Annotated in this window: 19 protein-coding genes; all 19 read left to right on the plus strand. The window is 59.4% G+C overall.

Annotated elements, in window-relative coordinates; all coding sequences use genetic code 11:
• Window positions 1–22: 22 nt before the first annotated feature.
• The 19 genes from mraZ to HMPREF2860_RS10155 all read left to right on the plus strand — a co-directional run bounded on the left by mraZ (window position 23) and on the right by HMPREF2860_RS10155 (window position 26,028).
• Window positions 23–454, plus strand: a complete 432-nt coding sequence (gene mraZ, locus HMPREF2860_RS10065; protein ID WP_005510286.1) for a division/cell wall cluster transcriptional repressor MraZ — start codon at window positions 23–25, stop codon at window positions 452–454.
• 260 nt (window positions 455–714) lie between these two features.
• Complete coding sequence (gene rsmH, locus HMPREF2860_RS10070; RefSeq protein ID WP_049182143.1) at window positions 715–1,755, plus strand: 16S rRNA (cytosine(1402)-N(4))-methyltransferase RsmH; 1,041 nt, start codon at window positions 715–717, stop codon at window positions 1,753–1,755.
• Between the two features lie 65 nt (window positions 1,756–1,820).
• Window positions 1,821–2,657, plus strand: a complete 837-nt coding sequence (locus tag HMPREF2860_RS10075) for a cell division protein FtsL (protein WP_049182142.1) — start codon at window positions 1,821–1,823, stop codon at window positions 2,655–2,657.
• Between the two features lie 170 nt (window positions 2,658–2,827).
• Window positions 2,828–4,909: a peptidoglycan D,D-transpeptidase FtsI family protein gene (locus tag HMPREF2860_RS10080; RefSeq protein ID WP_080972917.1), complete on the plus strand. Its 2,082-nt coding sequence runs from the start codon at window positions 2,828–2,830 to the stop codon at window positions 4,907–4,909.
• Window positions 4,910–5,047: 138 nt separating this feature from the next.
• A complete protein-coding gene (locus tag HMPREF2860_RS10085; protein ID WP_049182139.1) occupies window positions 5,048–6,622 on the plus strand; it encodes a UDP-N-acetylmuramoyl-L-alanyl-D-glutamate--2,6-diaminopimelate ligase in 1,575 nt (524 codons plus the stop codon).
• A gap of 132 nt (window positions 6,623–6,754) precedes the next feature.
• Complete coding sequence (gene murF, locus HMPREF2860_RS10090; RefSeq protein ID WP_070628879.1) at window positions 6,755–8,281, plus strand: UDP-N-acetylmuramoyl-tripeptide--D-alanyl-D-alanine ligase; 1,527 nt, start codon at window positions 6,755–6,757, stop codon at window positions 8,279–8,281.
• Entirely contained in the window at window positions 8,282–9,388 is a 1,107-nt protein-coding gene (gene mraY / locus HMPREF2860_RS10095; protein ID WP_070600864.1) for a phospho-N-acetylmuramoyl-pentapeptide-transferase, read from the plus strand.
• Window positions 9,385–10,863, plus strand: coding sequence for a UDP-N-acetylmuramoyl-L-alanine--D-glutamate ligase (gene murD / locus HMPREF2860_RS10100; RefSeq protein WP_038625807.1), 1,479 nt, complete (start codon window positions 9,385–9,387; stop codon window positions 10,861–10,863). The genes mraY and murD overlap by 4 nt, the downstream gene beginning before the upstream one ends.
• Window positions 10,856–12,664 carry a putative lipid II flippase FtsW gene (gene ftsW / locus HMPREF2860_RS10105; protein ID WP_049182133.1) on the plus strand — a complete coding sequence of 603 codons (1,809 nt, stop codon included), beginning with the start codon at window positions 10,856–10,858 and terminating at the stop codon, window positions 12,662–12,664. Before murD ends, ftsW begins: the two co-directional genes overlap by 8 nt.
• 4 nt (window positions 12,665–12,668) lie before the next feature.
• Complete coding sequence (gene murG, locus HMPREF2860_RS10110) at window positions 12,669–13,841, plus strand: undecaprenyldiphospho-muramoylpentapeptide beta-N-acetylglucosaminyltransferase (protein WP_049182132.1); 1,173 nt, start codon at window positions 12,669–12,671, stop codon at window positions 13,839–13,841.
• Between the two features lie 13 nt (window positions 13,842–13,854).
• The gene (murC, locus tag HMPREF2860_RS10115; RefSeq protein WP_049182131.1) at window positions 13,855–15,348 is read left to right on the plus strand and encodes a UDP-N-acetylmuramate--L-alanine ligase; all 1,494 of its coding nucleotides are present in this window, start codon (window positions 13,855–13,857) and stop codon (window positions 15,346–15,348) included.
• 4 nt (window positions 15,349–15,352) lie between these two features.
• A complete protein-coding gene (locus HMPREF2860_RS10120; RefSeq protein ID WP_070628880.1) occupies window positions 15,353–16,129 on the plus strand; it encodes a cell division protein FtsQ/DivIB in 777 nt (258 codons plus the stop codon).
• A 268-nt stretch (window positions 16,130–16,397) separates the two neighbouring features.
• Window positions 16,398–17,717, plus strand: a complete 1,320-nt coding sequence (gene ftsZ / locus HMPREF2860_RS10125) for a cell division protein FtsZ (RefSeq protein WP_038625796.1) — start codon at window positions 16,398–16,400, stop codon at window positions 17,715–17,717.
• A 6-nt stretch (window positions 17,718–17,723) separates the two neighbouring features.
• Window positions 17,724–18,446, plus strand: a complete 723-nt coding sequence (gene pgeF, locus HMPREF2860_RS10130) for a peptidoglycan editing factor PgeF (protein ID WP_038625794.1) — start codon at window positions 17,724–17,726, stop codon at window positions 18,444–18,446.
• Between the two features lie 122 nt (window positions 18,447–18,568).
• Window positions 18,569–19,090: a cell division protein SepF gene (gene sepF, locus HMPREF2860_RS10135; RefSeq protein ID WP_049182126.1), complete on the plus strand. Its 522-nt coding sequence runs from the start codon at window positions 18,569–18,571 to the stop codon at window positions 19,088–19,090.
• Window positions 19,091–19,153: 63 nt separating this feature from the next.
• The gene (locus HMPREF2860_RS10140; protein WP_038625790.1) at window positions 19,154–19,453 is read left to right on the plus strand and encodes a YggT family protein; all 300 of its coding nucleotides are present in this window, start codon (window positions 19,154–19,156) and stop codon (window positions 19,451–19,453) included.
• Window positions 19,454–19,851: 398 nt separating this feature from the next.
• Window positions 19,852–20,865 (plus strand): DivIVA domain-containing protein, encoded by a 1,014-nt coding sequence (locus HMPREF2860_RS10145; protein WP_070628881.1) that lies wholly within the window; start codon window positions 19,852–19,854, stop codon window positions 20,863–20,865.
• A gap of 420 nt (window positions 20,866–21,285) precedes the next feature.
• Window positions 21,286–24,546, plus strand: coding sequence for an isoleucine--tRNA ligase (gene ileS, locus HMPREF2860_RS10150; protein ID WP_038625786.1), 3,261 nt, complete (start codon window positions 21,286–21,288; stop codon window positions 24,544–24,546).
• A 15-nt stretch (window positions 24,547–24,561) separates the two neighbouring features.
• Entirely contained in the window at window positions 24,562–26,028 is a 1,467-nt protein-coding gene (locus HMPREF2860_RS10155) for a DNA polymerase IV (RefSeq protein WP_070628882.1), read from the plus strand.
• Window positions 26,029–26,064: the final 36 nt, after the last annotated feature.

Genomic DNA, 26,064 nt, shown 5'->3' on the forward strand with positions numbered 1-26,064 from the left:
GGGGATAGGAGGCCAGTGACGCATGTTTCTGGGCACCTATACTCCGAAGCTTGATGACAAAGGGCGCCTGACGTTGCCGGCGAAGTTCCGCGAGGATCTCGCAGGTGGCCTGATGGTCACTAAAGGGCAGGATCATTCTCTGGCGGTGTATCCGAAAGAGGAGTTCGTCAAACTAGCTCAGCGGGCCACTAAGGCCTCTCGGACGAATGCCAAGGCGCGAGCTTTCATCCGAAATCTTGCGGCGAGTACCGATGAGCAGCGCCCCGATGGTTCCGGGCGAATCACGCTATCGATGGATCACCGTCGGTACGCGAATCTCTCCAAAGAGTGTGTGGTTATCGGTTCTATTGACTTTCTGGAGATCTGGGACAAAGAGTCCTGGGAGGCCTACCAAGCGGAGCATGAAGCTGATTTCTCCGAAGGTGAGGATGACTCGCTGTTCGGCGTTTTATAAACCGCTTGAAATAACCGAAAAGAGGGAATGTCCGCATGGACTCTGCCTGATAGCCCCTGGTGTACTTCCCCGATACCAGGTTCTGTCAGGCGGGGCCCTGTGAACATCCCCGCTTTTTGTTTAAGCACCGATAGCGGCATTCCCAGTAGTGCACATGAGGTGTGGTCTGGTTGCTGGCGCGGCACTCGTCGTCAAGCAAACCGGGAATACACTCGATAGATTCTCTGACCAGTACAAACATACCCGGTGAGGAGGGGGAAATGAACGGATCGGCGCCTGCGGATGATCGCAAGTCCGGCGAGTTTGGTCATGTCCCCGTTTTGCTTCATCGAGTAACTGATTTGTTGCGCCCGGGCATCGAGGCGCTGGGTGACGACGCAGTAGTTGTCGACGGCACTCTTGGTGCCGGTGGGCACACGGAATATCTGTTGGAGCAGTTCCCGAAGCTCTGCGTTGTTGGACTCGATCGCGATGACAATGCATTGCGCGGGGCAGAAGAGCGTCTCGCGTGCTTCGGTGATCGCTTTGTAGGGTTCCGTGTGCGTTTTGATTCGCTCGCCGAGGTGCTCAGTGGTGAAATTCCTGCAGCCGCTGGTGGAAGTGGCGCGGAGAACATTCTTGCCCGCGCCGCTGAGAAGGGCATCGCAGGTGCGCTTTTCGATCTCGGTGTTTCCTCGATGCAGCTTGATCAGGTCAATCGTGGATTCGCCTACCGAGTCGACGCCCCGCTGGACATGCGCATGGATGCAAGCCAGGGGATTACCGCAGCGGATGTGCTCAATACCTATTCGCACGGTGATATCGCGCGCATCCTTTCGACTTACGGCGACGAGCGCTTCGCCGGCAAGATTGCCTCGGCAATCCTGCGTGAGCGGGAAAAGGAACCGTTTACCAGCTCCGGCCGTCTGGTTGAGCTGCTCTACGAAACCATTCCGGCGGCATCTCGCCGTAAGGGCGGACACCCGGCCAAACGTACGTTCCAGGCTCTTCGTATCGAGGTAAATCGTGAGCTTGAAGCTCTAGAAAATGTGCTGCCGCAGGTCTGCGATGCACTCGCAGTCGATGGGCGTGCAGTGTTCATGAGCTACCAGAGTCTGGAAGACCGCATCGTTAAGAAGGACTTTGCGGAGCGTGTGAAGTCGACAACCCCACCGGGGCTCCCGATGGAGCTTCCGGGGCATGAACCGCACTTTTCTCTCATCACGAGAGGTGCGGAGAAGGCGTCGGCAAGCGAGATCGAAGACAACCCCCGAGCCGCGCCGGTACGAGTTCGCTGTATCGAGCGAATTCGAGCCGACTGACCCAACCCTTTCCAACCGCACCAAACGAACCCTTCACAATCTAAGTACTGGGAGAACTTTCGAGCATGGCAACGACAATCACGGAGCACGCCCCCACCCGGCGCACCTCCCGCGGCGCGTCTGCAACCGTCGCCGGTGCCAAAACGAAGACTCGTCAGCGCGGTCGCAGCGCCCGCACGGAAAAGGATCTTTATCAGCGTCGGCGGTTTGGGCGCACAGGTTCTCAGCAGGTTATCTCGGTGCGGGGGCGTCGCGTTACGACGTCCTCGAGGGATAGCCACAAGTTTGCCGGTGCGGCTCTAATGATTTTTCTCGTTGTCGCGGGCATCGTGATGGCGATGTTCCTGTCTGGTATTTCGACCTCGACATCCTTGCAGCTGGATGCTGCGCAGACCAAGGAAAAGGAGCTGCGTAACCAGCTGGAGGTGCTCGAGCGCGACGTGGCGTACATGAAGTCCACTGGAGCTATCGCTCAGCGCGCCGTGGAAGAGGGCATGGTTAATCCGGAGCAGCCTGCCGTTTTAACTACTGACCCGGAAGGCAAGGTCGTGGAAGTGCGACCGGGCGATGAGAAGCAGCAGAAGATTATCGACCTCAACAGTGAGTCGCCGAATAATCCGCATGCGCCGTCGTCGAACCCGAAGGACACCGAGAATGTTCCGGGGATGCAGGCACCGGCTATTGAGGAAGCGCATCCACGTCCGAACGGGTTGCCGGCTACTGCTCCGTATGCGCCGCAGAACCACGCACCCGCACCCGCACCAGCACCTGCGCCGGCTCCGGCTCCGGCACCCGCGCCTGAGGCTGAAGCTCCAGCGCCAGCTCCGGAAGCGCCCGAAGCGCCAGCCTCGGTGCCGGAAGTACCGGAAGCACCGGCACCCGAGCCAGCTCCAGCACCGTAGGAACTTAGAAACTAAACACGGCCAAACTGGCCAACTGTCCGATATTCTGGCGGTTCCACTGTTTCTGGTCAGGCGACTGTAGACTAATTAATTCAGTACTCGCGATGGCAGGGAATACCGCCTAACGTTATCGCGCGCGGGAGAATCGACTTAGTAGAAAGCACTAGCGCATGATTCGATCTGAAGACGACTACCCCAACCGTGGAGGGGGGTATGACTTCGGCGAACGTGCTTACCGAATTACATCCCGTGAGCGCAGAGACCAAAGTCGAGTTCGGGATGGTCAGCGCAGCCGGAGGCTCGATGCTAATACCAACCGAAGCGTGCCCCCGCGCGAAAAAATGCGCATTAGTAATAAGGACTTCATCCGGCGTCGCAACTGGCTGCAGTTTATAGGCGCTATCGCAGTCGTAGTGCTGGTCTCCCGTTTGGCTTGGGTGCAGCTCGTCGCAGGTCCTGACCTTTCTGCGGCGGCACAGAATCAGCGCACGGTGGAAGTTGTTGATGCAGCTCGGCGCGGTGCGATTCTCGACCGTAATGGAGCTCAGCTTGCCTTCACGATGGAGGCACGCAGTATTACCGTGCACCCGAACACTTTGCGCAAGTGGATTGGGGACGCACATAAGCAGCGCCCGGATGATGTCGCTGCCTACGATGAACGCCTCGAGCAGATCGCCAAGGATTTGCCGAAGCTACTCGACGTGGCCGACATCGACGCGGAGAAGTCGGGAAGCAGTCGCCGTCGTCAAGCGGAACCCGAAACCGAGGAGAACTCGGTGATGAGCGCGCCGTCCCGGGTGAGCTCGAAGGACATTCTAGAGAAGCTGCGCAATGAGGACAGCACCTACGAGGTGCTCGTGCGTAATGTCGATCCGGACAAGGCCGCCGCCATCGTGGAAAAGTATCCGGAACTGGTGGCGGAGCGTCAGGATATTCGCCAGTACCCGAATGGGGCGACGGCGGCTAACGTCATCGGCAAGATTGGCATGGATGGCGTCGGCCAGTTCGGCTTTGAAGCCTCTCGTGATGCCACTTTGCAGGGTATTAACGGTGGCAAGACCATTGATATCGCCTCCAACGGCGTGGCAATCCCGGGATCCACGCGCGATGTTCACGCGGCTGTGGACGGTACGACATACGAGCTGACCCTGGACCTAGACATGCAGTACTTTGTCCAGCAGCAGGTCAACCAGGCGAAGGCCAACTCGGGAGCGAAAGATGCGTCGGCAGTTGTGCTCGACGCGAAGACCGGCGAAGTGCTAGCAATGGCGCAGGCGGACACGGCTAACCCGAATAAGGATATGGGGGCCGAGCTCGAAGAGGGTCGCACTATCGGAAACTCCGCGGTATCGAACCCATTTGAGCCCGGCTCTGTAGCAAAGATCATTACCGCCGCGGCCGCTATCGAAGACGGCAAGACCACACCCGATGAGGTTCTGCAGGTCCCGGGCACTATTGATATGGCGGGTGTCACGGTGCGCGATGCATGGGACCACGGAACGGAAGCTTTCACGACGACCGGTGTATTCGGCAAGTCTTCCAACGTCGGCACCCTAATGCTGGCAGAGCGTTTGGGTCAGGACCGCTTCGCTGAGATGCTGCACCTCTTCGGGCTGGGGCAGTCCACGGGTATCGAGTTGCCCAGTGAATCTTCCGGCTTGGTGCCGCAGCGTCCGCAGTGGTCCGGCGGTACGTTTGCGAACCTGCCCATTGGTCAGGGTATGGCCATGACACTGCTGCAGATGACAGGAGTTTTCCAGGCTATCGCCAACGATGGCGAGCGCATCCCGCCGCGTATGATTCGCTCGACAATTTCCCCGGACGGCACGAAGACGGCAACAGAGCGCCCGGAAACAGTGCGTGTGGTTAGCCCGGAGACGGCCCAAACTGTGCGCGCCATGTTTGAAGGCGTTATGCAGTCTGATCCCACGGGGCAGCAGTCGGGTACCGCTGCCGGCAATAGTATTGAGGGATACTCGCTCACAGGCAAGACAGGTACGGCGCAGAAGGTCGACCCCGACACCGGCGCGTACTCGAATTCCAAGTACCACATCACATTTGCAGGTATCGCGCCTGCCGACGATCCCCGTTTTGTCATTGGCATCATGCTTGATGAACCCCAGCGCGGTGTCCATGGCGAAGGTGGCCAGTCGGCAGCCCCACTGTTTAAGGACATTGCCGCCTGGGCGCTCAATCGCTACAACGTACCGCCGTCGCCACCCCGCGAGGGCAAGTTGTTGCTGCAGCCGTAACGAGGTCACCACCACAATGAAGTTACAGCGACAGCACTAATACACAGACTTTTATTACTTTGGTTTCTGCAAAGTGAATCTCTTGAATTTTTCCAACCTGTTGTACACCAACGACTGACTTGAAAGAGGGAACAGCCAATGACCGCCACCCTTGCGAAATTGTGTAACCTCGCGCATGGCCGACTTGACGGCATTACCGAATCCGCGGCGGCAGGAACGGATATCGCCGCAATCGAACTCAACGCTGCCGACGTACCTGAAGGCGGAATGTTTGCTGCCGTCCCAGGTACTCGCACGCACGGTGCGCGTTACGCGCAGCAGTCGGCTGCTACAGCGATTCTGACTGATGAGGAAGGTCTGAAAATCCTGCGGGAAGCCGGGGAGACTCGCCCAGTCCTGGTCGTCGACGATGTCCGGGCTGTCATGGGGCACGTTGCTGCAGAAATCTACGATCACCCCTCGGATTCACTGACCATCATTGGAGTTACCGGCACCTCTGGCAAGACCACCACAACCTACATGCTGGAGGGCGCGCTGCTGGCAGCTGGATGCTCGACAGGCATCATTGGTACTACCGGCACGCGCATCAATGGCCGTGCCGTTCCGTCGAGCCTGACTACCCCAGAGGCTCCGGCCCTCCAGCGCCTGTTCCACCAGATGCTTTCTGAAGGCGTGACGCACGTTGTCATGGAGGTTTCTTCTCACGCACTGTCGTTGGGGCGTGTCGACGGCGTCAGTTTCAACGTCGGATGTTTCCTCAACCTCTCGCAGGATCATCTGGACTTCCACAAGACCTTGGAAGAGTATTTCCAAGCCAAGGCCAAGCTCTTTGATCCTGCAGGTCCGACACATGCACCGAAGGCTGTCGTGTGCATCGACGACGACTGGGGTGTCCGCATGGCGGATATCGCTGCCGGCGACCCGGATGTCCAAGTCACCACTGTCCATACTCAGCATCGCGTAACCGACAAGATGCCAGCTGCCGAGGTCTTTGCAGAATGGCACGCCGCTGCAGCCACTGTCGCCACTAACGGTGTCCAGCATGTGGAGCTAACGCGAAATAACACTCACACAGTTGAGGTGGAAGTTCCTCTGCCGGGTGCTTTCAACGTTGCCAATGCCACAGTTGCCTGGGCTGTGCTCGATGCGGTTAGGCATGCCAATGACGCGGCCAAGAGCGGTCTGGCACAGGTACGTGTGCCGGGTCGGATGGAGCGCATCGATCGCGGACAGGACTTCCTGGCTGTGGTGGACTATGCCCACAAGCCAGCCGCAGTAGCTGAGGTGTTGGCCACATTGCGTGCACAGACCGAAGGTCGCGTGTTGGTTGTCGTCGGCGCCGGTGGCGACCGCGATAGTGCCAAGCGTCCAATTATGGGAGCTGAGGCTGCTTGCGGTGCCGATGTCGTCATCATCACTGATGACAATCCACGCTCTGAGGTGCCCTCTGAAATCCGTGCGGCCGTGGTCGCTGGTGCGAAGGAAGCCGTTGCCAGCGGCAAGGCCAGTTCTGACACGGTTGTTGAGGAAATCGGCGATCGTGGCCAGGCAATTCGCCGTGTCGTCGAGCTTGCCCGCAGCGGCGACAGCATCGTGGTGGCAGGCAAAGGGCACGAAACCGGCCAGGATATCGGTGGCGTGATTCACCCGTTCGATGACCGTGAACAGCTGGCTGAAGCACTCACACAGCGACTGGAAGGATTCGCTGATTGAGATTGCCGAAATCGCTGAGGAAGCACACTACCTGACATGCCTACCGCGAACCACTCGCGGTAAGCGAATAAAATCAAGAAATCATCCTTTACTAGGCGCCTGGAACTCTAACCAACAAGGACTATAGACATCATGATTGCCCTGACCGCCGCGGAAATCGCTCACATCGTGGGAGGTGAACTCGTCCACGTCGATGATGATGCCACAGTGACTCAACCCGCAGAATTCGACTCCCGAAAGATCCGCGAAGGCTCGCTCTTCCTAGCCCTGCCGGGCGCGCGGGTCGACGGTCACGACTTCATCGATCAGGCTATGGCAGCTGGAGCGACGATGGCACTGGCGGCACGAGATGTTGGGCAACCTGCGGTCGTCGTCAAGCCCCTTGGTAAGCAGGACTCCAATGCTGACGCATTTGCACACGATCCGGATGGGTCCGGGGCGGCGGTGCTGGAAGCGCTTGGTAAGTTGGCGCGTTACGTCGTCGACGAGCTGAAGAAGGATCAGCTGCATGTCGTCGGTGTGACGGGTTCGGCGGGAAAGACGTCGACGAAGGACATGATGGCGACGCTGCTTCGTACCGACGGTCCGACGGTGGCTCCGAAGGGGTCGTTTAACAACGAAATTGGGCATCCGTACACGGTGCTGCAGTGCACTCCGGAGACGAAGTACCTAGTTGCGGAGATGAGTGCGCGCGGAATTGGGCATGTGGCCCACCTTGCGCGCATCGCACCACCGACGATCGGTGCGGTGCTCAATGTTGGTACGGCGCACCTTGGTGAGTTTGGCTCGCGCGAGGCAATCGCGCAGGCTAAGGGCGAGCTCGTGGAAGCGCTGCCGGCTGCGGAGCAGGGCGGTGTGGCCGTACTCAATGCCGACGATGACTATGTCACTGGCATGGCTCCACGTACCCAGGCGAAGGTGGTGTTCTTCTCTGCCGATGAGAACTCCGAACGCCACGCAACTGCGGATTACCGCGCCACGAATGTGCAGCTCGACGATTTTGCTCGTGCGTCCTTTGACCTGCATATACCGGATGGGCGTACATTCCCGATCCAACTGCAGGTCTATGGTGCGCACCAAGTGGCCAATGCCCTGGCGGCGATTGCGGTGGCAGTGGAGTCCGGTATTGATGCTGAGCAAGTCGCAAAGGCGATGGCCGCGCATGTGGCAGCGTCGGATCGGCGCATGGATGTCCAGCAGCTCACTGGCAATATCGTCGTTATTAACGACTCCTACAATGCCAACCCTGATTCGATGCGTGCGGGGATTGATGCTCTGGCTTGTACAGCAGCTGGCCCAACGCACCAGGACGCCTCATCGTGGGCGGTGCTGGGACAGATGGGGGAGCTTGGCGATTCCGCTGAGAATGAGCACTCGTCACTGGGCGAGTACCTTGTGGGCCGCGGCATCAATCGACTAATTGCAGTCGGAGAGAGTTCTAATGTGCATGCCTTGGCCGACAAAGCGGAAGAGTTGGGGTTAAATACTTCTAGGGTGCCGGATACATCCGCTGCCGCGGATTTGGTGGCGGCTGAGGTGCGTCCGAACGATGTTGTGTTAGTCAAGGCCTCCTACGCGGACGGTATGTGGCGGGTCGCGGACTCGCTAGCTGCCAAGGTTGGAACTGCGCCCGAAGGTGAAAGCGGAGAGGAAAAGTAAGTGATTCAACTTATTCTCAGTGGTGCGATTGCATTCCTGGTGAGTGTCTTTTTAACACCAGTGCTTATTCGCAAATTCTCTGCTGAAGGTCTTGGCCAGGAGATTCGTGAAGAAGGGCCAAAGAGCCACCTGCGCAAGCGGGGAACTCCGACCATGGGCGGCATCGCCATCATCGCCGCAATCGTCGCTGGTTATTTCCTCTCTCACCTCGTTACGTATATCCAGACTGGCGTGGGGCCGTCCGCCTCCGGACTGTTGGTCATGTTCCTGGTTCTGGCGATGGGCGCATTGGGTTTTGCCGATGACTTCATCAAACTCTACAAAGGACGCAACCTGGGGCTGAACAAGACAGCGAAGCTGGTTGGGCAGCTGGCGGCAGCGCTGATTTTCGGCGTGTTGTTGCTGCAGTTCCCGGATGCGTCAGGCTTGACGCCGGGTACGACGAACTTGTCGCTGATTCGAGATATTCCGTTCCTGAATCTGGCTCCGGGGCCGGTGTGGTTCGGTATGATTGTCTTCCTGGTTTTTGTCTTCATCGTCATTGCCGCGTGGACGAATGCCGTCAATCTCACTGATGGCCTTGACGGCCTGGCTGCCGGTGCCACCGCGCTGTTGTTGGCCACCTACACACTGATTTCCTTCTGGCAGTTCCGTAACTCCTGCGAGGCTTCGCTGGGTAGCGGCTGCTATGACGTCCGCGATCCACTGGATATCGCCGTTATTTCCGTCGCGGGTCTGGGCGCATGCTTGGGCTTCCTGTGGTGGAATGCAGCGCCGGCAAAGATTTTCATGGGAGATACCGGTTCGTTGGCTCTTGGCGGTTTGGTAGCGGGTCTGTCATTTGTCACCAAGACTGAGCTGTTGATGGTTATCATTGGCTTCATCTTCGTGATGGAAGTTGCTTCCGTGGCAATCCAAATCGCGGTTTTCCAGACGACTGGCAAGCGCGTATTCCGCATGGCTCCTCTCCATCACCACTTCGAAAACGGAGGTTGGGCGGAGACAACTGTTGTCGTTCGCTTCTGGCTACTCGCAGGCATTTTCAACATGATTGGCGCAGCCATCTTCTACAGTGACTGGCTTTCTCAGGTAGGCGTATTTCAATGATTAACTCACCAGACCCGACCAACCTCACCGAAATCCGAAATCTCGACTTAGTCGCTACGGTGCGCTCTGGTCGAGTTCTGGTGGCAGGAGCCGGGGTTTCCGGTCGCGGTGCCATCGTGATGCTCACGGACATCGGCTGTCCGGAAGTTGTCGTCGTGGACGACTCCGCCCTCGGCGCACTGGTTGCCGCTGACTTTTCGGTTCGGCATGTCACCACCGCAGACGCTCGCGACGAGCTTGCCGACGCGGTTGCGATTGTGACCTCCCCGGGATGGCGTCCGACCAGTCCGCTGTTCGACGCAGCCGCTGAGGCCGGTGTCCCGGTATTCGGCGATGTGGCGCTGGCTTTCGCTGGGGACTGTGCCCAGCTGTGGGGGCCGAAACGTACCTGGTTGGTAGTCACCGGCACTAACGGCAAGACCACAACTACCTCCATGCTGGCCGCCATGCTCGGGGAGCAGGGCGCAGCTGTGGGCAACATTGGCGTGGCTCTGTACGATGCACTGACTGCTGAGCCTCGTATCGAAGTGTTGGCCGCAGAGCTGTCCAGCTTCCAATTGCACTGGGCGCCGAATATTCGCCCAGATGCGGGAGTACTGCTGAACCTGGCGGAAGACCACATCGACTGGCACGGTTCTTACGAAAACTACGGTCTGGACAAGACCCGTGCGCTGCGTGGTGCTGTCGCAATCTACGGCGCGGATGACGCCGATGTCGTCGAGCACGTGGAAAAGATGCTGAAAAACGATGAGCTCGGCAACTCCGTCGTGGGCTTCACCGATGGTCCTCCGGAGGCACACCAGGTCGGAGTTCGCGATAGCATGATTGTCGACCGCGCTTTTGGCGGTGGCGAGGCCGCAGATGACGACTCTGAGCCGGGCATTGTCATCGCACCGGTAGCGGGAATTTCTCCTCCCGGCCGGGCAGGTGTTCTCGATGCGGTGGCCGCCACTGCGATGGCGCGCAGCATCGGTACTTCACCGGAGCAAATTGCAGCGGCGCTGGAGACTTTCGAAGTTCGCGCACACCGCGGTCAGATCGTCCATAAGACAAATGATGTCGTGTGGATTGATGACTCCAAGGCCACTAATCCCCACGCTGCCGACGCGGCACTGTCCGGCCATGAGCGTGTTGTTTGGATTGTCGGTGGCCAGCTCAAGGGCGCGGAAATCTCGCCGCTAGTGGCGAAGCATGCTCATCGCCTGCAGGCCGCCGTGGTTCTGGGCGTCGATAGGCAACTAGTCAGCGATGCGCTCTCCCGCATCGCACCTGCTGTGCCGGTCGTTGTCATCGATGACACCGACAAGGTCGATGCCATGGCGAAGGTCTGTATGGCAGCTAGTGAATATGCCAACCCGGGGGACGTGGTGTTGTTGGCACCAGCTGCCGCCAGCTTGGACATGTACTCCGGTATGGCTGAACGCGGCGACTTGTTCGCGCAATGGGCGCAGAAGGTGACGTCAACTGATGGATAACTCCCGCAAGGCTCGTAATTTAAGCGCTAGCGCCGCGACAGCACAAAAGGGGACGAAGGCTACCAAGTCACAACAGCCCTCGTCGTCAAGCACTAGTGCTCGAGAGCGGCCTGCGTGGGTGGAGCGTTTTAACGACTGGAAGTCGCGCCCGCTGTTCGACTACCACCTGCTGATGATTATCGTCGCACTGCTGACGTCTATCGGCCTGGTGATGGTGCTGTCGGCATCCATGGCCAGTGCGGGTAACGACTCGGGCAGCGTGTGGTCGGTGTTTATCCGCCAGCTGGTCATGGTGGTGGCGGGTCTGATCTCCATGTGGATCGTGCTGCGAATGCGGGTGGAGCTGATTCGCTCGCTATCGACGGCAGCGCTGATTCTGTCCTTTGTGCTTCTGGTTTTGGTGATTATTCCTGGCATCGGCATTGGTCTGGAGGAAACCGGTGCGCGTTCGTGGCTGAGTATTGGTGGGATCACCATGCAGCCATCAGAAATCGCGAAGATTGCGCTGGCATTGTGGGGCTCGAAGCTACTGGCTGAGAAGGTCCGCACTGCTGTGTCCTACACCGATTTGTTTGGGCTGTTTGGCGCGGTCAGCTTCGTGATATTGGCACTGGTGATGCTACAGCGTGACCTCGGCATGGTTGCTTCCATGGCGTTCGTCGTGGTGGCGTTGGCGTGGTTTGCTGGCCTGCCGCGAGTCTTTATCACCGGGCTTCTTGCTGCAGCGGCTTTTGCCATGGTGATTTTCACCGTCACCGCGGGTTTCCGTTCGGCGCGAATCAGGGTCTACTTGGACTCGCTGCTCGGTAACTTCAACGACGTGCAGGGCGATGCCTACCAGTCCTACCAGGGCTTTCTTTCGCTTGCCGACGGATCTCTCACCGGTGTCGGCCTCGGTCAGTCGAGCGCGAAGTGGGGATACCTACCGGAGGCGAAGAATGACTTCATTTTTGCCATTATCGGTGAGGAGACTGGTTTCCTCGGCGCGCTGATGGTTATTTTGCTCTATGCAGCGCTCGGCTGGGTGGGACTTCGTATCGCCGGTCGCCAGAACGATCCGTTTCTCCGTTTGCTCGCGGGCACGATTACTGCTGCAACCGTGGTGCAGGCTTTCATCAACATTGGCTACGTCGTTGGTGCGTTGCCAGTGACTGGTCTGCAGCTGCCGCTGATTTCCGCCGGTGGTACATCGGCGATGGTGACGTTGTTCTCGATGGGGCTGCTGGCCACATGTGCCCGCCACGAATCGGAAGCAGTCTCTGCAATGCAGACTTCGGGCCGTCCGGCGCTGGATAGGTTCCTGGGTATTCCGGAGCCGATTCCGTATGACGAATCGCGTCGCCACGCGCCGAAGGTGCGTGCCCATCGCGATCCGCAACGCTTCGGCCCTCCCGTGGTGACCAGTGGTGCGCGTACTCCACGCGGCGAGGGGGCGCAGGTGCGGGAAACCTACAGCGGTCGAGCTGACCGATTCAATCGGGCCGGCCGTAGTGGAGGCAGCCGCAGTGGTCGAGGTGCAGCTCCGCAGCGTGGCTCCCGAACCTCCGGCAGCTCCGGAAACTCGGGCAGCGTTCGTGGCCGCGAAGTGGATTATTCCTCTCGTAGTGACAACGGACGGGCTTGGGGATTTACAGCGAGGTCGCCGCGGGCTGGACGGTCACAGGGCTCCTGGTCGTCGTCAAGCTCAGGTCGGGGCAGTAGGATTCGGGGCGAAGGCCGTGGCGGACAGTCGCGTTCGCGCCAGCGCCCGGGCCGAAACAATAGGAATGGCGGTTCAGCACCGCGGAGGAGGAATCGATAACACCATGGCAGACAAGAATCTGGGCGCAGCCGCTGGGGCGAAAGGCGCTTCGGAGTCTGAGCAGTTTCTCAAGGAAGATGGCTCTGCTCCGACCATTGTGGTGGCCGGCGGTGGTACGGCTGGCCATATCGAACCCGCACTGGCAGTGGCGGATGCGATTTTGAACCTGCAGCCGGAGGCCCGCGTCATTGCACTCGGTACGAATCGGGGGTTGGAGTCGACCCTCGTACCGGCGCGAGGCTATGACCTGGAACTGATTCCGCCAGTGCCGGTGCCGCGCAAGCCGACTGCGGATTTGTTCAAGCTGCCTCTCAACGTCGCTCGCGCGGTGCGTGAGACCCGCAAGGTTTTCAAGCGTATTGACGCTGATGCGGTCATCGGTTTTGGCGGCTACGTATCGGCACCTGCCTACATGGCGTGTCGTGCGGGGAAGAAGATTCCGTTCCTGGTTCACGAGGCCAACGCCCGTGCGGGTCTGGCCAATAAGCTCGGTGTCGCACTCGGCGGCGTCGGCCTGGCCGCTGTGACCGGTTCAGGTCTGAAGGCCGAGGTCGTCGGCAATCCCGTGCGTGCCAGCCTCGCGGCGCTGGACCGCGACGCCAAGCGTGCCGAAGCCCGCGAGTTCTTCGGTTTACCGCAGGAGGGACCGGTGCTCTTTGTCACCGGTGGTTCGCAGGGGGCGCGTTCCATCAACGAAGCTGTCAGCGGTGCAGCCGCAGAGCTCGCCCAGGCCGGTGTATCCGTACTGCATGCCTACGGAAAGAAGAATCACGTCGAGGTCGAGTCCATCCGCGAGGACGCCCCCTATGTCGCTGTCCCGTACATCGACCGGATGGATCTGGCGTACTCCGCCGCTGACCTGATTTTGTGCCGTTCCGGTGCGATGACGGTAGCTGAAGTCTCAGCTGTCGGCCTGCCTGCGGTGTATGTACCGCTGCCACACGGAAATGGGGAACAGGCACTCAACGCCACCGATGTCATCGATGCTGGCGGCGGCATTCTCATCGCCGACGAGTCGCTGACTGCGGCATCAGTTTCGGATATCGTAATTCCGCTGGTCACGTCCCCTGAAAAGCTTGCCGACGGGCGCCGCGCCCTGGCCAATATCGGACATGGTAACGCTGCGGAGAACATCGCCCGTCGGGTGCTGTCTGCAGCTGTGAACTCTAAGAAGTAAAGCGAGCATAAACATGAACGTTAATTTCGATGGCTTTCAGCCGGTAACGGGAGAGCTGCCCGCAAGTGTCCACATGATTGGCATTGGCGGTGCCGGCATGTCCGGTATCGCTCGCATCCTGTTGGCGCGTGGCATTCGTGTTACCGGTTCCGATGTCAAGGAGTCCCGCGCGGTGGTGGGACTGCGTGCGATGGGAGCCACCATCGCCATTGGCCATGACCGTGCGAATCTCGAGCTGGCCGGTGAGGGAGAGTTCCCGGAGGCAGTGGTCATTTCCTTCGCAGCTATTCCGAAGACGAATCCGGAGCTGGCCGGTGCACATGGGCTGGACATTCCGGTGCTCAAGCGTTCCGATGTGCTAGCGCTGTTGATGCAGGACTCCAGGGCCCTTCTGATTGCCGGTACTCACGGCAAAACCTCTACTACGTCGATGACCGTCGCCGCTTTGCAGGCAGCTGGTTTGGATCCGTCTTTTGCTGTTGGCGGTCTAATGAGCAAGGCCGGCGTCAATGCTCACCAGGGCAGTGGTGACGTCTTTGTTGCTGAGGCCGATGAGTCAGATGCCTCGTTGTTGACTTACCAGCCGGAAGTGGCCGTAATTACCAACATCGAGCCCGATCACCTTGACTTTTTCGGGGACGACGAGACCTACTACGCCGTCTTTGACGCTTTTGCAGAGCGCATTAAAGACAGCGGTCATCTGGTCGTCTGTGCTGAGGATCCGCATGCGGCCGCATTGGGCGAGCGCGCGGTGGAACGCGGCATTAACGTGCTGGCTTATGGTGGGGAAGAAGCCTTGGCTAAACACCCGACGCTGCCGGTTGGTGCCGTTTTGCACGGCTGGACTCCCGTCGGTGGTGGCGCCCGTGTGGAGGCCACCGTTGGCTCGACATCGGTGAGGTTTGAACTGCATCAGCCCGGCCGTCACATGGCGCTCAACGCGCTGGCCGCAATGGTTGGTGGCGACTGCGTCGGGGCAGATCTGGGGCGTATGGCGCGCGGTCTTGGTGAATTCACCGGTGTCCGTCGTCGCTTCGACTATCACGGCAGTATCGGCGAGGGGCCATTTGTTGGCGCTCGTATCTACGACGACTACGCGCATCACCCGACCGAGGTCTCCGCAGTTCTCGGCGCAGCTCGGGAATTGGTCACCGAGGCCGGTCGTGGCAATGTCATCGCTGTTTTCCAGCCGCACTTGTACTCGCGTACTCGCAACTTTGCCGACGAGTTCGCTGCAGCCCTGTCGCTGGCGGACAAGGCTGTTTTGCTCGATGTCTTCGGTGCCCGCGAGGAGCCACTGCCGGGCGTCGACGGTGCGCTCATCGCCAACAAAATGACCATCCCTGTGACGTATGAGCCGCATTTCACCAGCGTCCCGGCTCGCGTCCGCGAAATCGCCGAACCGCACGATGTCATCTTGACCATCGGTGCTGGCTCTGTGACGATGCTTGCCGACGAAATCGTGCGCGAGCTCAGCGGAGACAACGACGAACAGGTGGAGTCGTAGCACTGTGAAAACCAGCCGAAAGCAATCTCAGCAGACCGACGGTGCAGACCAGGGCACAGCCGTGTCGCGGCGACAGCGTTCAGCGCGCGCCCCGCGACGCGGCTGGCTCATCGGCGGTGGCCTGGTCGCGATTATCGCCATCGTTGCAGCGGTGGTGTGGTTTTCGCCGTGGCTGGTTGTGAAAAACATTGATGTTGAAGGCGTCGTCCACGGTGATAAAGACGCGATTGTCGACGCCAGTGGTATCTCCGAGAATCAAAAGCTCATTCGCTTGGACACGGATGCCTCAGCGCGCTCCGTGGCGGGGCAGCCGTGGGTCGATAGCGTGACCGTCAGTCGTTCATGGCCGCAGAGCGTGACTATTTCGGTACGGGAATTCACCCCAGTGGTGTTTGTCCGTGCCACTGACGGAGAGCATCTGTTTTCCGCAAATGGGCAGGAGTTCGTCACGGCAGCCCCGCCTCCGGGTGTCATCGAAGTTGTTGATGCACCTCGCGTGGATGAGCCAACAGACGGCAAAGTTGACCCCGAACCGCGCGTTATCAAGGCGGTTTTGAACGTCGTCAAGGCGTTGCCGGAGCCCGTCGCACACCGTGTGGAGCGGATTAGCGCGCCTTCCGAGGCAGAAATCAAGCTATTTCTGACCGATGGATACGAGGTGTACTTCGGGTCCTCGGATAATGCGGCAGAAAAAGCGCGTGCGACGGAGATTGTCCTGAACCGTGGCGAGAAGATTTGGAATGTCTCCAACCCCCGACTACCCGCTGCAAAGGGAGAGTAGAGAATGGTGGTGTCTGGAGTGATTTCTGTGGCTAAACACTATCCCTCAAGTGCAGGTTTAAGGTAGCGACACGCGCTAAAAGGTCGCTGAATTATTTGCAGTTTTCGACCACAATGGGGTCAACAGCTTTTCGGCCATGATGCACTTCTTCCGTGCGGTGTCATGGAGAGCTGTACTGCCCGGCGGTGCCAATGCTGTCGTGCGGCCCATGTGCAACGTGGCTAGATGAAATTATTTAGGACCTATAGGAAAGGGCGAGAAACGCGCAATGACCTCCCCGAATAACTACCTCGCCGTTATCAAAGTCGTCGGTGTCGGCGGCGGTGGCGTCAATGCTGTCAACCGCATGATCGAGGAGGGGCTGAAGGGTGTCGAATTTATCGCAGTCAACACCGACTCGCAGGCCCTGATGTTCTCCGACGCTGATGTCAAGCTCGACATCGGGCGTGAGGCAACTCGTGGTCTGGGAGCTGGCGCTAACCCCGAGGTTGGCCGCACTTCTGCGGAAGACCACAAGGATGAGATTGAAGAGACCCTCAAGGGCGCCGATATGGTCTTCGTTACCGCAGGTGAGGGCGGTGGCACCGGTACTGGTGCAGCTCCGGTTGTCGCGAGCATCGCCAAGAAGTCCGGCGCCCTGACCGTCGGCGTAGTAACCAAGCCGTTCGACTTCGAGGGCAAGCGCCGTGCGCGCCAGGCCGCTGAGGGCATTGAAACCCTCAAGGAGGTCTGTGACACCCTTATCACCATTCCGAACCAGCGTCTGCTGCAGATTGGTGAGCAGGATTTGTCCATGATGGACGCGTTCCGCTTTGCCGACGAGATTCTGTACAACGGTGTCCAGGGTATTACTGACCTGATTACCATTCCGGGCATGATTAACGTCGACTTCGCCGACGTCCGCTCGGTAATGGCGGAGGCTGGCTCGGCTCTGATGGGCGTTGGCTCCGCACGTGGCGATGACCGTGTGATGAACGCCGCTACTCAGGCCATTAACTCCCCGCTGCTGGAGTCCACCATGGATGGTGCACAGGGTGTGCTTATTTCCGTCGCCGGTGGCTCCGACCTCGGCCTGATGGAGGTCAACGCTGCCGCGTCCATCGTGGAGGAAAAGGCTGACCCGGATGCCAACATCATCTTCGGTACCATTATCGACGACAACCTCGGTGACGAAGTTCGTGTCACTGTGATTGCTACCGGTTTTGAGCAGGGTAACGGCAACCCGCTGGACAAGCCAGCCGCAGGTGCCGCTGCACGACCGGCTGCACAGGATGTCGAGGCGCGTCCGGCCGCTGAGCAGGCGCCGCGCCAGGGCAGCGCACTGCCGGGCGGTGACAACCTCGGCACTCCGGCTCCGCGTGCGGAGGAAGAGCGTCCGGTCGCACAGCCGCGCGAGCGTGAGGACCGCGACCGCTTTGTCCCGCGCACCAATCCGAACAGCGGTGGTCTGTTCACCGACAACCCGACACCGCGTACGCAGGAAAACCGCAACTACCGTGGTGCTCACCGTTACAAGGATCGCGATGACCGCGATGATCGTCGTGGTGGCTACCAGGCCTCCAGTGACCTGCCGGAGTGGGGCTTCTAAGAAATCATGACTGAATCCCGCCGCAGCCGAAAAATTCTGACGAATCGGCGCGGCGGGTTTTCGCTGCCACCATATGATTCTTTCAATCTTGGAGATCATGTCGGCGATGACCCGTCCGCAGTCGAACGCAACCGCCAGCGCTTGGCCGATTCTCTGGGAATCGACCGCGCCCGCTTCGTCTATATGGAGCAGCTTCACACCAACACGGTCACCGTCGTCAACGAACCACAAACTGAGCCTGTCCCGGCTACTGACGCCATCGTCACGACCACGCCGGGTCTCGCGCTGGTAGTGCTCGTTGCCGATTGCGTTCCCGTCTTGCTTTCCGACGATCATGCGGGTGTCGCCGCTGCGGTACACGCGGGGCGGACCGGTGCCCGCAACGGAATCGTTCATAAATCTGTCGAAAAGATGATTGAGCTCGGTGCCACGCCCGAGAATATCCATGCGCTTCTCGGTGCGGCGGCTTCTGGGCACAATTACGAGGTGCCTGAGTCGATGGCCGATGACGTCGATAAGCACTTGCCCGGAGCGAAGACGCGAACGAAGCAGGGGACTGCCGGTGTCGACGTGCGCGCCGGCCTGTTGCGTCAGCTCTATGACCTCGGCGTGCGGCATCTCAACGTCGAGCCCAGCTGCACTATTGACAATGAGCAGTACTTTTCCTACCGGCGGGAGGGAAAAACTGGCCGTCAGGCGGGCATCGTGATCCTGCCTGAGCAGGACTAAGTTTCAAAGTTGTAATTTTGGCTCGCCAAATTTGCGCGTGTCTATGCGATATTGCTGACCCAGCCGGTAGGTTGTGGGTAGCACAGACTTAAATTCGCACACTAAGAAGGACGTAGCAGAAGATGGCTGATTTCTTCCGTGGGGTTTCAAATTTCTTCGGTCTTACCCCGACTGATGACGCGGCTTACGACGAGCACTACGACGAGTTTGACCGCCGTGACGAGGAGCGTTTTGATGACTCCTATGCCGACTCGCGTCGTGCGGAGCGCCACCGCTACGAGCTGCGCGAAGAGGCTCCAGGTGAGGCTGCAAGTGTGAACTCCCGTGAGGAGGACTACCGCTACGGCAACCTGCACTCCGTTGCTGAGACCAAGGAACCAGAGCAGGTCTTTATCAAGCCGGAAAGTGGTTTCCAGGACAAGTACTCCAAGGCTCCGGACATCGGTTCACACTTCCGCGACGGTGACATCGTCACCTTCGATCTGAGTGAGCTCGACCCATCTGAGGCTAAGCGCTACGTCGACTTCGTTGCTGGACTGGTTTTCGGTCTGCGCGGCCGGATCAAGGCTGACGGCTCCGTGTTTACCCTGTACCCGCACGGCTGCGATGTCAACGAGGGGCAGTTCGACCGGATGTCCGGCTAGTCAGCCGGCTCGCATGACTTGTTAGTATTTCGTATTTCGATTAATTAGCTAGACTGTTTATTCGTGTCTTCACTACTGCTAGTTCTGCTAATCCTGCTGAAGCTTTTCACCTATCTGCTGTTGGCTCGCATCGTGATTGAAATGATTCAGTCATTTTCTCGATCCTGGCGACCGGGCAGGGTGTTTTCGTCGATTGGCGAAATTGTTTTTGTCATCACCGACCCGCCGGTGAAGCTGTTGCGCCGACTCATCCCGCCTATGCCGATGGGCAACGTGATGGTGGACATGTCTGTGCTTGTTTTGTTCTTCATCCTTATGATTCTGCGAATGGTGCTGCAGGTAGCTCTCGGTGCGGTGGCGTAAATATCGCTAACTGTTTGCTTGGGGTCCACAATGTGGATTTCGGTGGAGCTGTGTTGTTTTGACTGTCCCGAATGTGATGTTCTCGGGCATTGAATTGCTGCCGGGGGTGTTAATCGGGGGCAATAATAGGAACCCGTTGGGGAATGTAATCCCCAACGGGTTTTTGTTGTGTCGGGGGTAAAGCTCTGTGGCTAAAGGTGCAGGGTAAGGGCGAGGTTTAACGTTTTACTAGAACTTTGCCACTGGTTAGAACGTGGGAGATAGAGTCCTGCCCAAAATAAATGGGGTGAGGACTGTGACTAGAGCAGGTAGGATTGGCCGGGTAAACAGTACTACTGGAAATAATTCTCTTAAGATTTCTTAAGAACTGTCCGCTCAAAGTGTTAGGGGAACTCACCATGCCGTTGACTCCGGCTGATGTGCATAATGTGGCTTTCAGCAAGCCTCCGATTGGCAAGCGTGGTTACAACGAGGATGAGGTCGACCAGTTCCTCGACCTCGTGGAGGACGCACTGGGTGAGCTCCAGGATGAAAACGCTGAGCTGCGCCAGCGCGTTGAGGACCTTGAAGGTCAGCTAGAGCAGGGTGGTGGCGCAGACTACGCCGCTTCTGGTGCTGTCGCTGCGACGTCGGCTGTCGATGAAGACAAGCTGCGCAAGGAAATTGAGCAGGAGCTGCGCGCTGAGTACAACGAGCGCCTGAACGCTCAGCAGCAGGAGATTGAGGCTCGCTACCAGGATCGTCTGGATGCTCTTGAGAAGCGTGCTTCTGAGGCAGAGGCTTCTGCACAGCAGGCTTCCTCCGCATCTGCGGCGCAGCCGCAGACAGTTGCAGCAAGCACCGGCACTGAGTCGCAGGAAGTTAGCCTCCGTGCTGCTCGTATCCTGCAGGCTGCTCAGGACACCGCCGATCGCGTCACCACTGACGCCGACGCTGAGGCGAACAAGCTTGTCACCGAGGCTCGTGAGAACGCTGACCGCACCGTGGCAGAGGCCAATGAAGAGGCCGAGCGCACTGTCACCAATGCTCGCAACGAGGCAGACGCAACTTTGGCTGATGCCAAGGAGCGCAGTGAGCAGTTGCTGGCTGATGCCCGCAACGAGTCTGAGTCGACCCTCACCGACGCTCGCCAGCGCAGCGAGCAAATGATTAGCGACGCAGACGCTCGTTCCAACGCCACCATCACCGCAGCGCAGCAGAAGGCAACCGCGCTGCAGGAGGATGCAGAGCGCAAGCACCTCGAGATTATGACCACTGTCAAGGAGCAGCAGACCGCTCTGGAGGGTCGCATCGAGGAACTGCACATCTTCGAGCGCGAGTATCGCACCCGCCTGAAGACCTTCCTGGAGTCTCAGCTGGACGACCTGAACTCTCGCGAGTCGGCTGCCCCGGCCGACGGCTACAACAACTAATTACGTAGCCAATACGTAGAAAACCACCACGCTCGGCTCCCCAGGAAGGGGAGGCAGAGCGCGGTGGTTTTTGTTATCTTTCCCTGCGACCCAAGCGCATTCTTTGTTTCGGTCAGGGTTGTAGTAGTTGCCTGAGACACTGCTATACTGACACCCATACACGCAATGAGCCGGCCATCACCGGGGAGCGTTTCGGAAGAACAGTCCAGCAATAAATGGGCCCAGTAGAACCGAACGGTTTGGCACCGTTACAAAGCCGTATTAAATAAGCGGGCTATCGCGTGAAACCGCATGGTTCTTGTTCGCAAGAACCGTCGTAAAGCGTGATGCCAAGCGGGGTGGTACCGCGCGAGACTCCTTTTCAGTGTCACCAGTAACAACGCTGAAGGGGCTAGGCACGCGTCCCCGTGGTGAGTATTAATGATGTTCGACCACGGAAGTGACGTAAAAACGGTGTCTAATTCGAACGATGTAAATGCCTCTGCTGAGGCCACTCCGGCAGGCGGCGCGTATCCGCGCACTGCTGACTTTGGTAAGTACACGTCGAGCCCGAAGTTCCCGGAGCTGGAGGAAAAGGTTCTGGAGTACTGGGGTAAGGACAGCACTTTCCAGGCCTCTATTGATCAGCGCGATGGGGCGGACGAATACGTCTTTTATGATGGCCCGCCGTTTGCCAACGGTCTACCGCACTACGGTCACCTGCTGACCGGTTACGTCAAGGACATCGTTCCGCGTTACAAGACCATGCGTGGTTACCAGGTTGGCCGTGTCTTTGGCTGGGACTGCCATGGTCTGCCGGCTGAGCTGGAGGCAGAGAAGCAGCTCGGTATTAAGGACAAGGGCCAGATTGAGGAAATGGGTCTGGCTAACTTCAACAAGTACTGCGCCGAGTCGGTGCTGCGGTATGCGGGCGAGTGGAAGGAATATGTCACTCGTCAAGCTCGTTGGGTTGACTTTGACGGCGGATACAAGACCATGGACATGAGTTACATGGAGTCCGTGATTTGGGCCTTCAAGGAGCTCTATAACAAGGGCCTGGTCTACCAGGGGTTCCGCGTGCTGCCGTACTCCTGGGCAGAGCACACCCCGCTATCCAACCAGGAGACCCGCCTGGATGACTCCTACAAGATGCGGCAGGACCCGACCCTGACCGTGACCTTCCCGTTCACCGGCGCCAAGGCCGGCTCTGCAGCGGAGAAGACGCTGGCGGACAACCCGGTGCTCGCTGACACTGCGGCTATCGCTTGGACCACCACGCCGTGGACGCTGCCGTCCAACCTTGGCCTGGCCGTGAACCCGAAGGTCACCTATGCCGTAGTTAAGGTCGGAGGGGATTCCTCCGTGCCGGAGTTTGCAGGTAAGACCTTCCTGCTGGCAGAGGCGCTGATTGGTGCCTATGCCAAGGAATTGGGCAAGGAACACGAGGTCGTGGCTACGTTCGCTGGTGCTGACCTGGAAGGTCTGACCTACCAGCCGATCTTCGAGTACTTCGCAGATCACCCGAACGCCTTCCAGATTATGGTGGCCGACTATGTCACCACCGAGGACGGTACTGGTGTGGTCCATCAGGCACCGGCATTCGGTGAAGACGATATGAACACCTGTAATGAATACGGCATCGATGTCATCATTCCGGTGGACATGGACGGTAAGTTCACTTCCCAGGTGCCGGAGTACCAGGGCAAGTTGGTCTTCGACGCTAACAAGGACATCATCCGTGACCTGAAGGCCGCTGGCCGCGTCGTCCAGCACCGCACCATCGAGCACTCCTACCCGCACTCCTGGCGTTCGGGCGAGCCGCTAATCTACATGGCACTGCCAAGCTGGTTCGTGTCCGTTACCAAGATCCGCGAGCGCATGGTGGAGCTCAACCACAACGAGATTGAGTGGATGCCGGAGCACGTGCGCGACGGTCAGTTCGGCAAGTGGCTCGAGGGGGCACGTGACTGGAATATCTCCCGTACCCGCTACTGGGGTTCGCCTATTCCGGTGTGGGTTTCCGACAACGACGAGTACCCGCGTGTCGACGTCTACGGTTCCCTCGATGAGCTGGAGGCGGACTTCGGCGTTCGCCCGACCACACTGCACCGCCCGGAGATTGACGAACTGGTGCGCCCGAACCCGGACGACCCGACCGGCAAGTCCATGATGCGCCGCGTCCCGGACGTCCTGGATGTCTGGTTCGACTCCGGTTCCATGCCGTTTGCGCAGTTCCACTACCCGTTCGAGAACAAGGAGTGGTTCGAGTCCCACGCACCGGCCGACTTCATTGTGGAGTACATCGGCCAGTCCCGCGGCTGGTTCTACCTGCTTCACGTCCTGTCGGTTGCACTGTTTGACCGCCCGGCGTTCAAGAAGGTCGTCGCCCACGGCATCGTGCTGGGTGATGACGGCAACAAGATGAGTAAGTCCAAGCGCAACTACCCGGATGTCAACGAGGTCTTCGACCGCGACGGCTCCGACGCCATGCGCTGGTTCCTCATGTCCAGCCCGATTCTGCGCGGTGGCAATCTGATCGTCACCGAGCAGGGTATTCGCGAGGGCGTGCGCCAGGCGCTTCTGCCAATGTGGAACGCATACTCGTTCCTGCAGCTCTACGCCTCCAAGCCGGCCGAGTGGTCGGTGGACTCCGACAACATCCTGGACAAGTACATCCTGGCCAAGCTTGCAGCAACTGTCCGTGCTGTCACTGAGTGCCTGGACAACACCGACATTGCTGCTGCCACCGATGAGGTCCGTCAGTTCTGTGACGCACTGACCAACTGGTACGTGCGCCGCTCCCGCGACCGCTTCTGGGCCGGCGATGTCAAGCACCCAGAGGCATTCAACACCCTATACACGGTGCTGGAGGTTCTCACCCGCGTGGCTGCTCCGCTGCTGCCGATGGCCACCGAGGTCATCTGGCGCTCGCTCACTGGCGGCCGCTCGGTGCACCTGGAGGATTGGCCGGACGTCGACAAGCTGCCGACCGATGACGAACTCGTTGAGTCCATGGACATTGTCCGCAATGTCTGCTCGGCAACATCGCGCATCCGCAAGGCCAACCAGCTGCGAAACCGCCTGCCGCTGAAGAAGCTAACCCTGGCATTCCCGGATGCCGAACGTCTGCGTGATTACGCCGACATCGTTTCCTCCGAGGTCAACGTCGACAAGGTGGAGTTCACCTCCGACGTGGACTCGGTGGGACGTTTCGAGGTCTCCGTCAACGCTCGCGTGGCCGGTCCGCGCCTGGGCAAGGACGTTCAGAAGGTCATTAAGGCTGTGAAGTCCGGCAACTACGAGGTTGTCGACGGCGCCGTTGTCGCCGATGGTATTCCGCTGCAGGAGGGCGAGTACACCCGCAATCTGGTCGCGATCTCGCCGGATTCCACCGCTGAGGTCGACGGCGTCAATGGCCTGGTCGTGCTTGACACCGAGCTCGACGAGGACCTGGAGTCCCGTGGCTGGGCTGCTGACCGTATCCGCGGTCTCCAGGACGCCCGCAAGAACGCTGGCCTCGAGGTCACCGACCGTATCTCGGTGAAGCTGCAGGTCCCGTCCGAGCGTGAAGAGTGGGCAAACCGCCACGCTGACCTCATCGCCCGGGAAGTTCTTGCCACCGCTTTCGAGGTCGTCGCTGGCGGAGAGTCACTGAGCTACGACGTGGCGGACGGCTGCTCGGCGGATATTGCCAAGCAGTAGGGGAGAGTAATCTCAATGCCGACTTCCGGGCGGTGGGTTCTGCACATCGACATGGACGCGTTCTTCGCGTCCGTCGAGCAGCTCACCCGCCCGACTCTGCGCGGGCGACCGGTTCTCGTCGGCGGATTGGGCGGTCGAGGTGTGGTCGCCGGTGCCTCCTATGAGGCTCGCGCGTACGGTGCGCACTCGGCTATGCCGATGGCTCGCGCGCGTCGGCTCATGCCACCGAACGCAGTGACGGTCAGCGGACGCAAGGGTATCTACGGGCCTGTGTCGCGCCGAGTGTTTTCTGTAATTCGCGAGCGCGTGCCCGTGGTGGAGCAGCTCAGCGTCGATGAGGCCTTTATGGAGCCCGAGGAGCTGCAAGGTGCCTCGATAGAGAAGGTAATTGCCTGGGCGGAGCAACTGCGGGCAGATATTCGGCGGGAGACCGGCTTGGCCTCGTCGATAGGCGCGGGCGCGGGCAAGCAGTTCGCGAAAATTGCTTCCGGCCTGGCGAAACCCGATGGCGTGTACGTGCTGGACCCCGCACGCAATCACGAGCTACTACACCCATTGCCGGTAGAGAAGCTCTGGGGCATTGGCCCTGTCACCGCTGCAAAACTGCACACTCTGGGCGTGGACACGATTGGTGATTTTGCCGCGATGTCTCAGCGCGATGTCGAGGTTTCGCTGACATCCAAAACTGGTGTGATGCTGTGGCAGCTGGCGCAGGGGACAGATGACCGGCCGGTTAAGGAACGCGATGTCGCCAAGTCTGTATCGGCCGAGTACACCTATCCCGAGGATTTGGGGTCGCAGGCCCAGCTCCACGCCGCCATCGATCGCGCAGGCGAGTCCGCTTTTCGACGGCTCAAAAAAGATGGCCGTGGTGCCCGCACCATCACTTGCAAGGTGCGTCTGTCCGACTTGAGCATCCATACCCGATCTGAGACGCTCGCCTACGCCACACAGGACTTCGACACCCTCATGGCTGTCGCTCACCGAATCGCGTTCACACCCGCGGAGGTTGGCCCAGTGCGACTGGTGGGCGTCGGTTTCTCCGGGCTGGATTCGCACATACAAGAAGTCCTGTTTCCTGAGCTCGACCGCGCTATCACCGTCGAAGATCGAGTACCAGCACCTGCGCTTTCCGACGCTCCCGCCGGCCTGGTAGAGCTATCTGGAACCGGTGCGTTGCCGACTGTTCGGCTTTCCGACTCCAAGTGGGCACCTACCTCGGATGTGCACCACAGCGAGCATGGCCATGGTTGGGTACAGGGGTCGGGGCATGGGATTGTGACTGTCCGCTTTGAAAGCCGCACCAGTGGCCCCGGCCGCATGATCACGCTGAAGGAGGACGACCCGGAGCTGCGCCCGTGCTCTGCGGTGTGCAGTTTGGACTGGCCGGAGTGGCTGGCATCCGACGAAGCAGCAGCTCTTGACTTGCCGCAACCTGAGCGTGAAAGTGAAGACGAGGTTGGCCCCGATGCGGATGCTTGATGCGGTTACCTGACGTGGCCGTTATCCTCGGTGCCG

It is taken from the genome of Corynebacterium sp. HMSC064E10 (genome assembly GCF_001812505.1).
GTDB classification, from domain to species: Bacteria; Actinomycetota; Actinomycetes; order Mycobacteriales; family Mycobacteriaceae; genus Corynebacterium; species Corynebacterium amycolatum.

Excerpts from the sequence above, each read along its gene's own strand:
- murF (WP_070628879.1), top strand. The coding sequence starts at position 6,755 with ATGATTGCCCTGACCGCCGCGGAAATCGCTCACATCGTGGGAGGTGAA.
- HMPREF2860_RS10080 (WP_080972917.1), top strand. The coding sequence starts at position 2,828 with ATGATTCGATCTGAAGACGACTACCCCAACCGTGGAGGGGGGTATGAC.
- ileS (WP_038625786.1), top strand. The coding sequence starts at position 21,286 with ATGATGTTCGACCACGGAAGTGACGTAAAAACGGTGTCTAATTCGAAC.
- murC (WP_049182131.1), top strand. The coding sequence starts at position 13,855 with ATGAACGTTAATTTCGATGGCTTTCAGCCGGTAACGGGAGAGCTGCCC.
- HMPREF2860_RS10145 (WP_070628881.1), top strand. The coding sequence starts at position 19,852 with ATGCCGTTGACTCCGGCTGATGTGCATAATGTGGCTTTCAGCAAGCCT.
- pgeF (WP_038625794.1), top strand. The coding sequence starts at position 17,724 with ATGACTGAATCCCGCCGCAGCCGAAAAATTCTGACGAATCGGCGCGGC.
- HMPREF2860_RS10155 (WP_070628882.1), top strand. The coding sequence starts at position 24,562 with ATGCCGACTTCCGGGCGGTGGGTTCTGCACATCGACATGGACGCGTTC.
- HMPREF2860_RS10085 (WP_049182139.1), top strand. The coding sequence starts at position 5,048 with ATGACCGCCACCCTTGCGAAATTGTGTAACCTCGCGCATGGCCGACTT.
- murG (WP_049182132.1), top strand. The coding sequence starts at position 12,669 with ATGGCAGACAAGAATCTGGGCGCAGCCGCTGGGGCGAAAGGCGCTTCG.
- HMPREF2860_RS10075 (WP_049182142.1), top strand. The coding sequence starts at position 1,821 with ATGGCAACGACAATCACGGAGCACGCCCCCACCCGGCGCACCTCCCGC.
- mraZ (WP_005510286.1), top strand. The coding sequence starts at position 23 with ATGTTTCTGGGCACCTATACTCCGAAGCTTGATGACAAAGGGCGCCTG.
- murD (WP_038625807.1), top strand. The coding sequence starts at position 9,385 with ATGATTAACTCACCAGACCCGACCAACCTCACCGAAATCCGAAATCTC.
- sepF (WP_049182126.1), top strand. The coding sequence starts at position 18,569 with ATGGCTGATTTCTTCCGTGGGGTTTCAAATTTCTTCGGTCTTACCCCG.
- ftsW (WP_049182133.1), top strand. The coding sequence starts at position 10,856 with ATGGATAACTCCCGCAAGGCTCGTAATTTAAGCGCTAGCGCCGCGACA.
- rsmH (WP_049182143.1), top strand. The coding sequence starts at position 715 with ATGAACGGATCGGCGCCTGCGGATGATCGCAAGTCCGGCGAGTTTGGT.
- ftsZ (WP_038625796.1), top strand. The coding sequence starts at position 16,398 with ATGACCTCCCCGAATAACTACCTCGCCGTTATCAAAGTCGTCGGTGTC.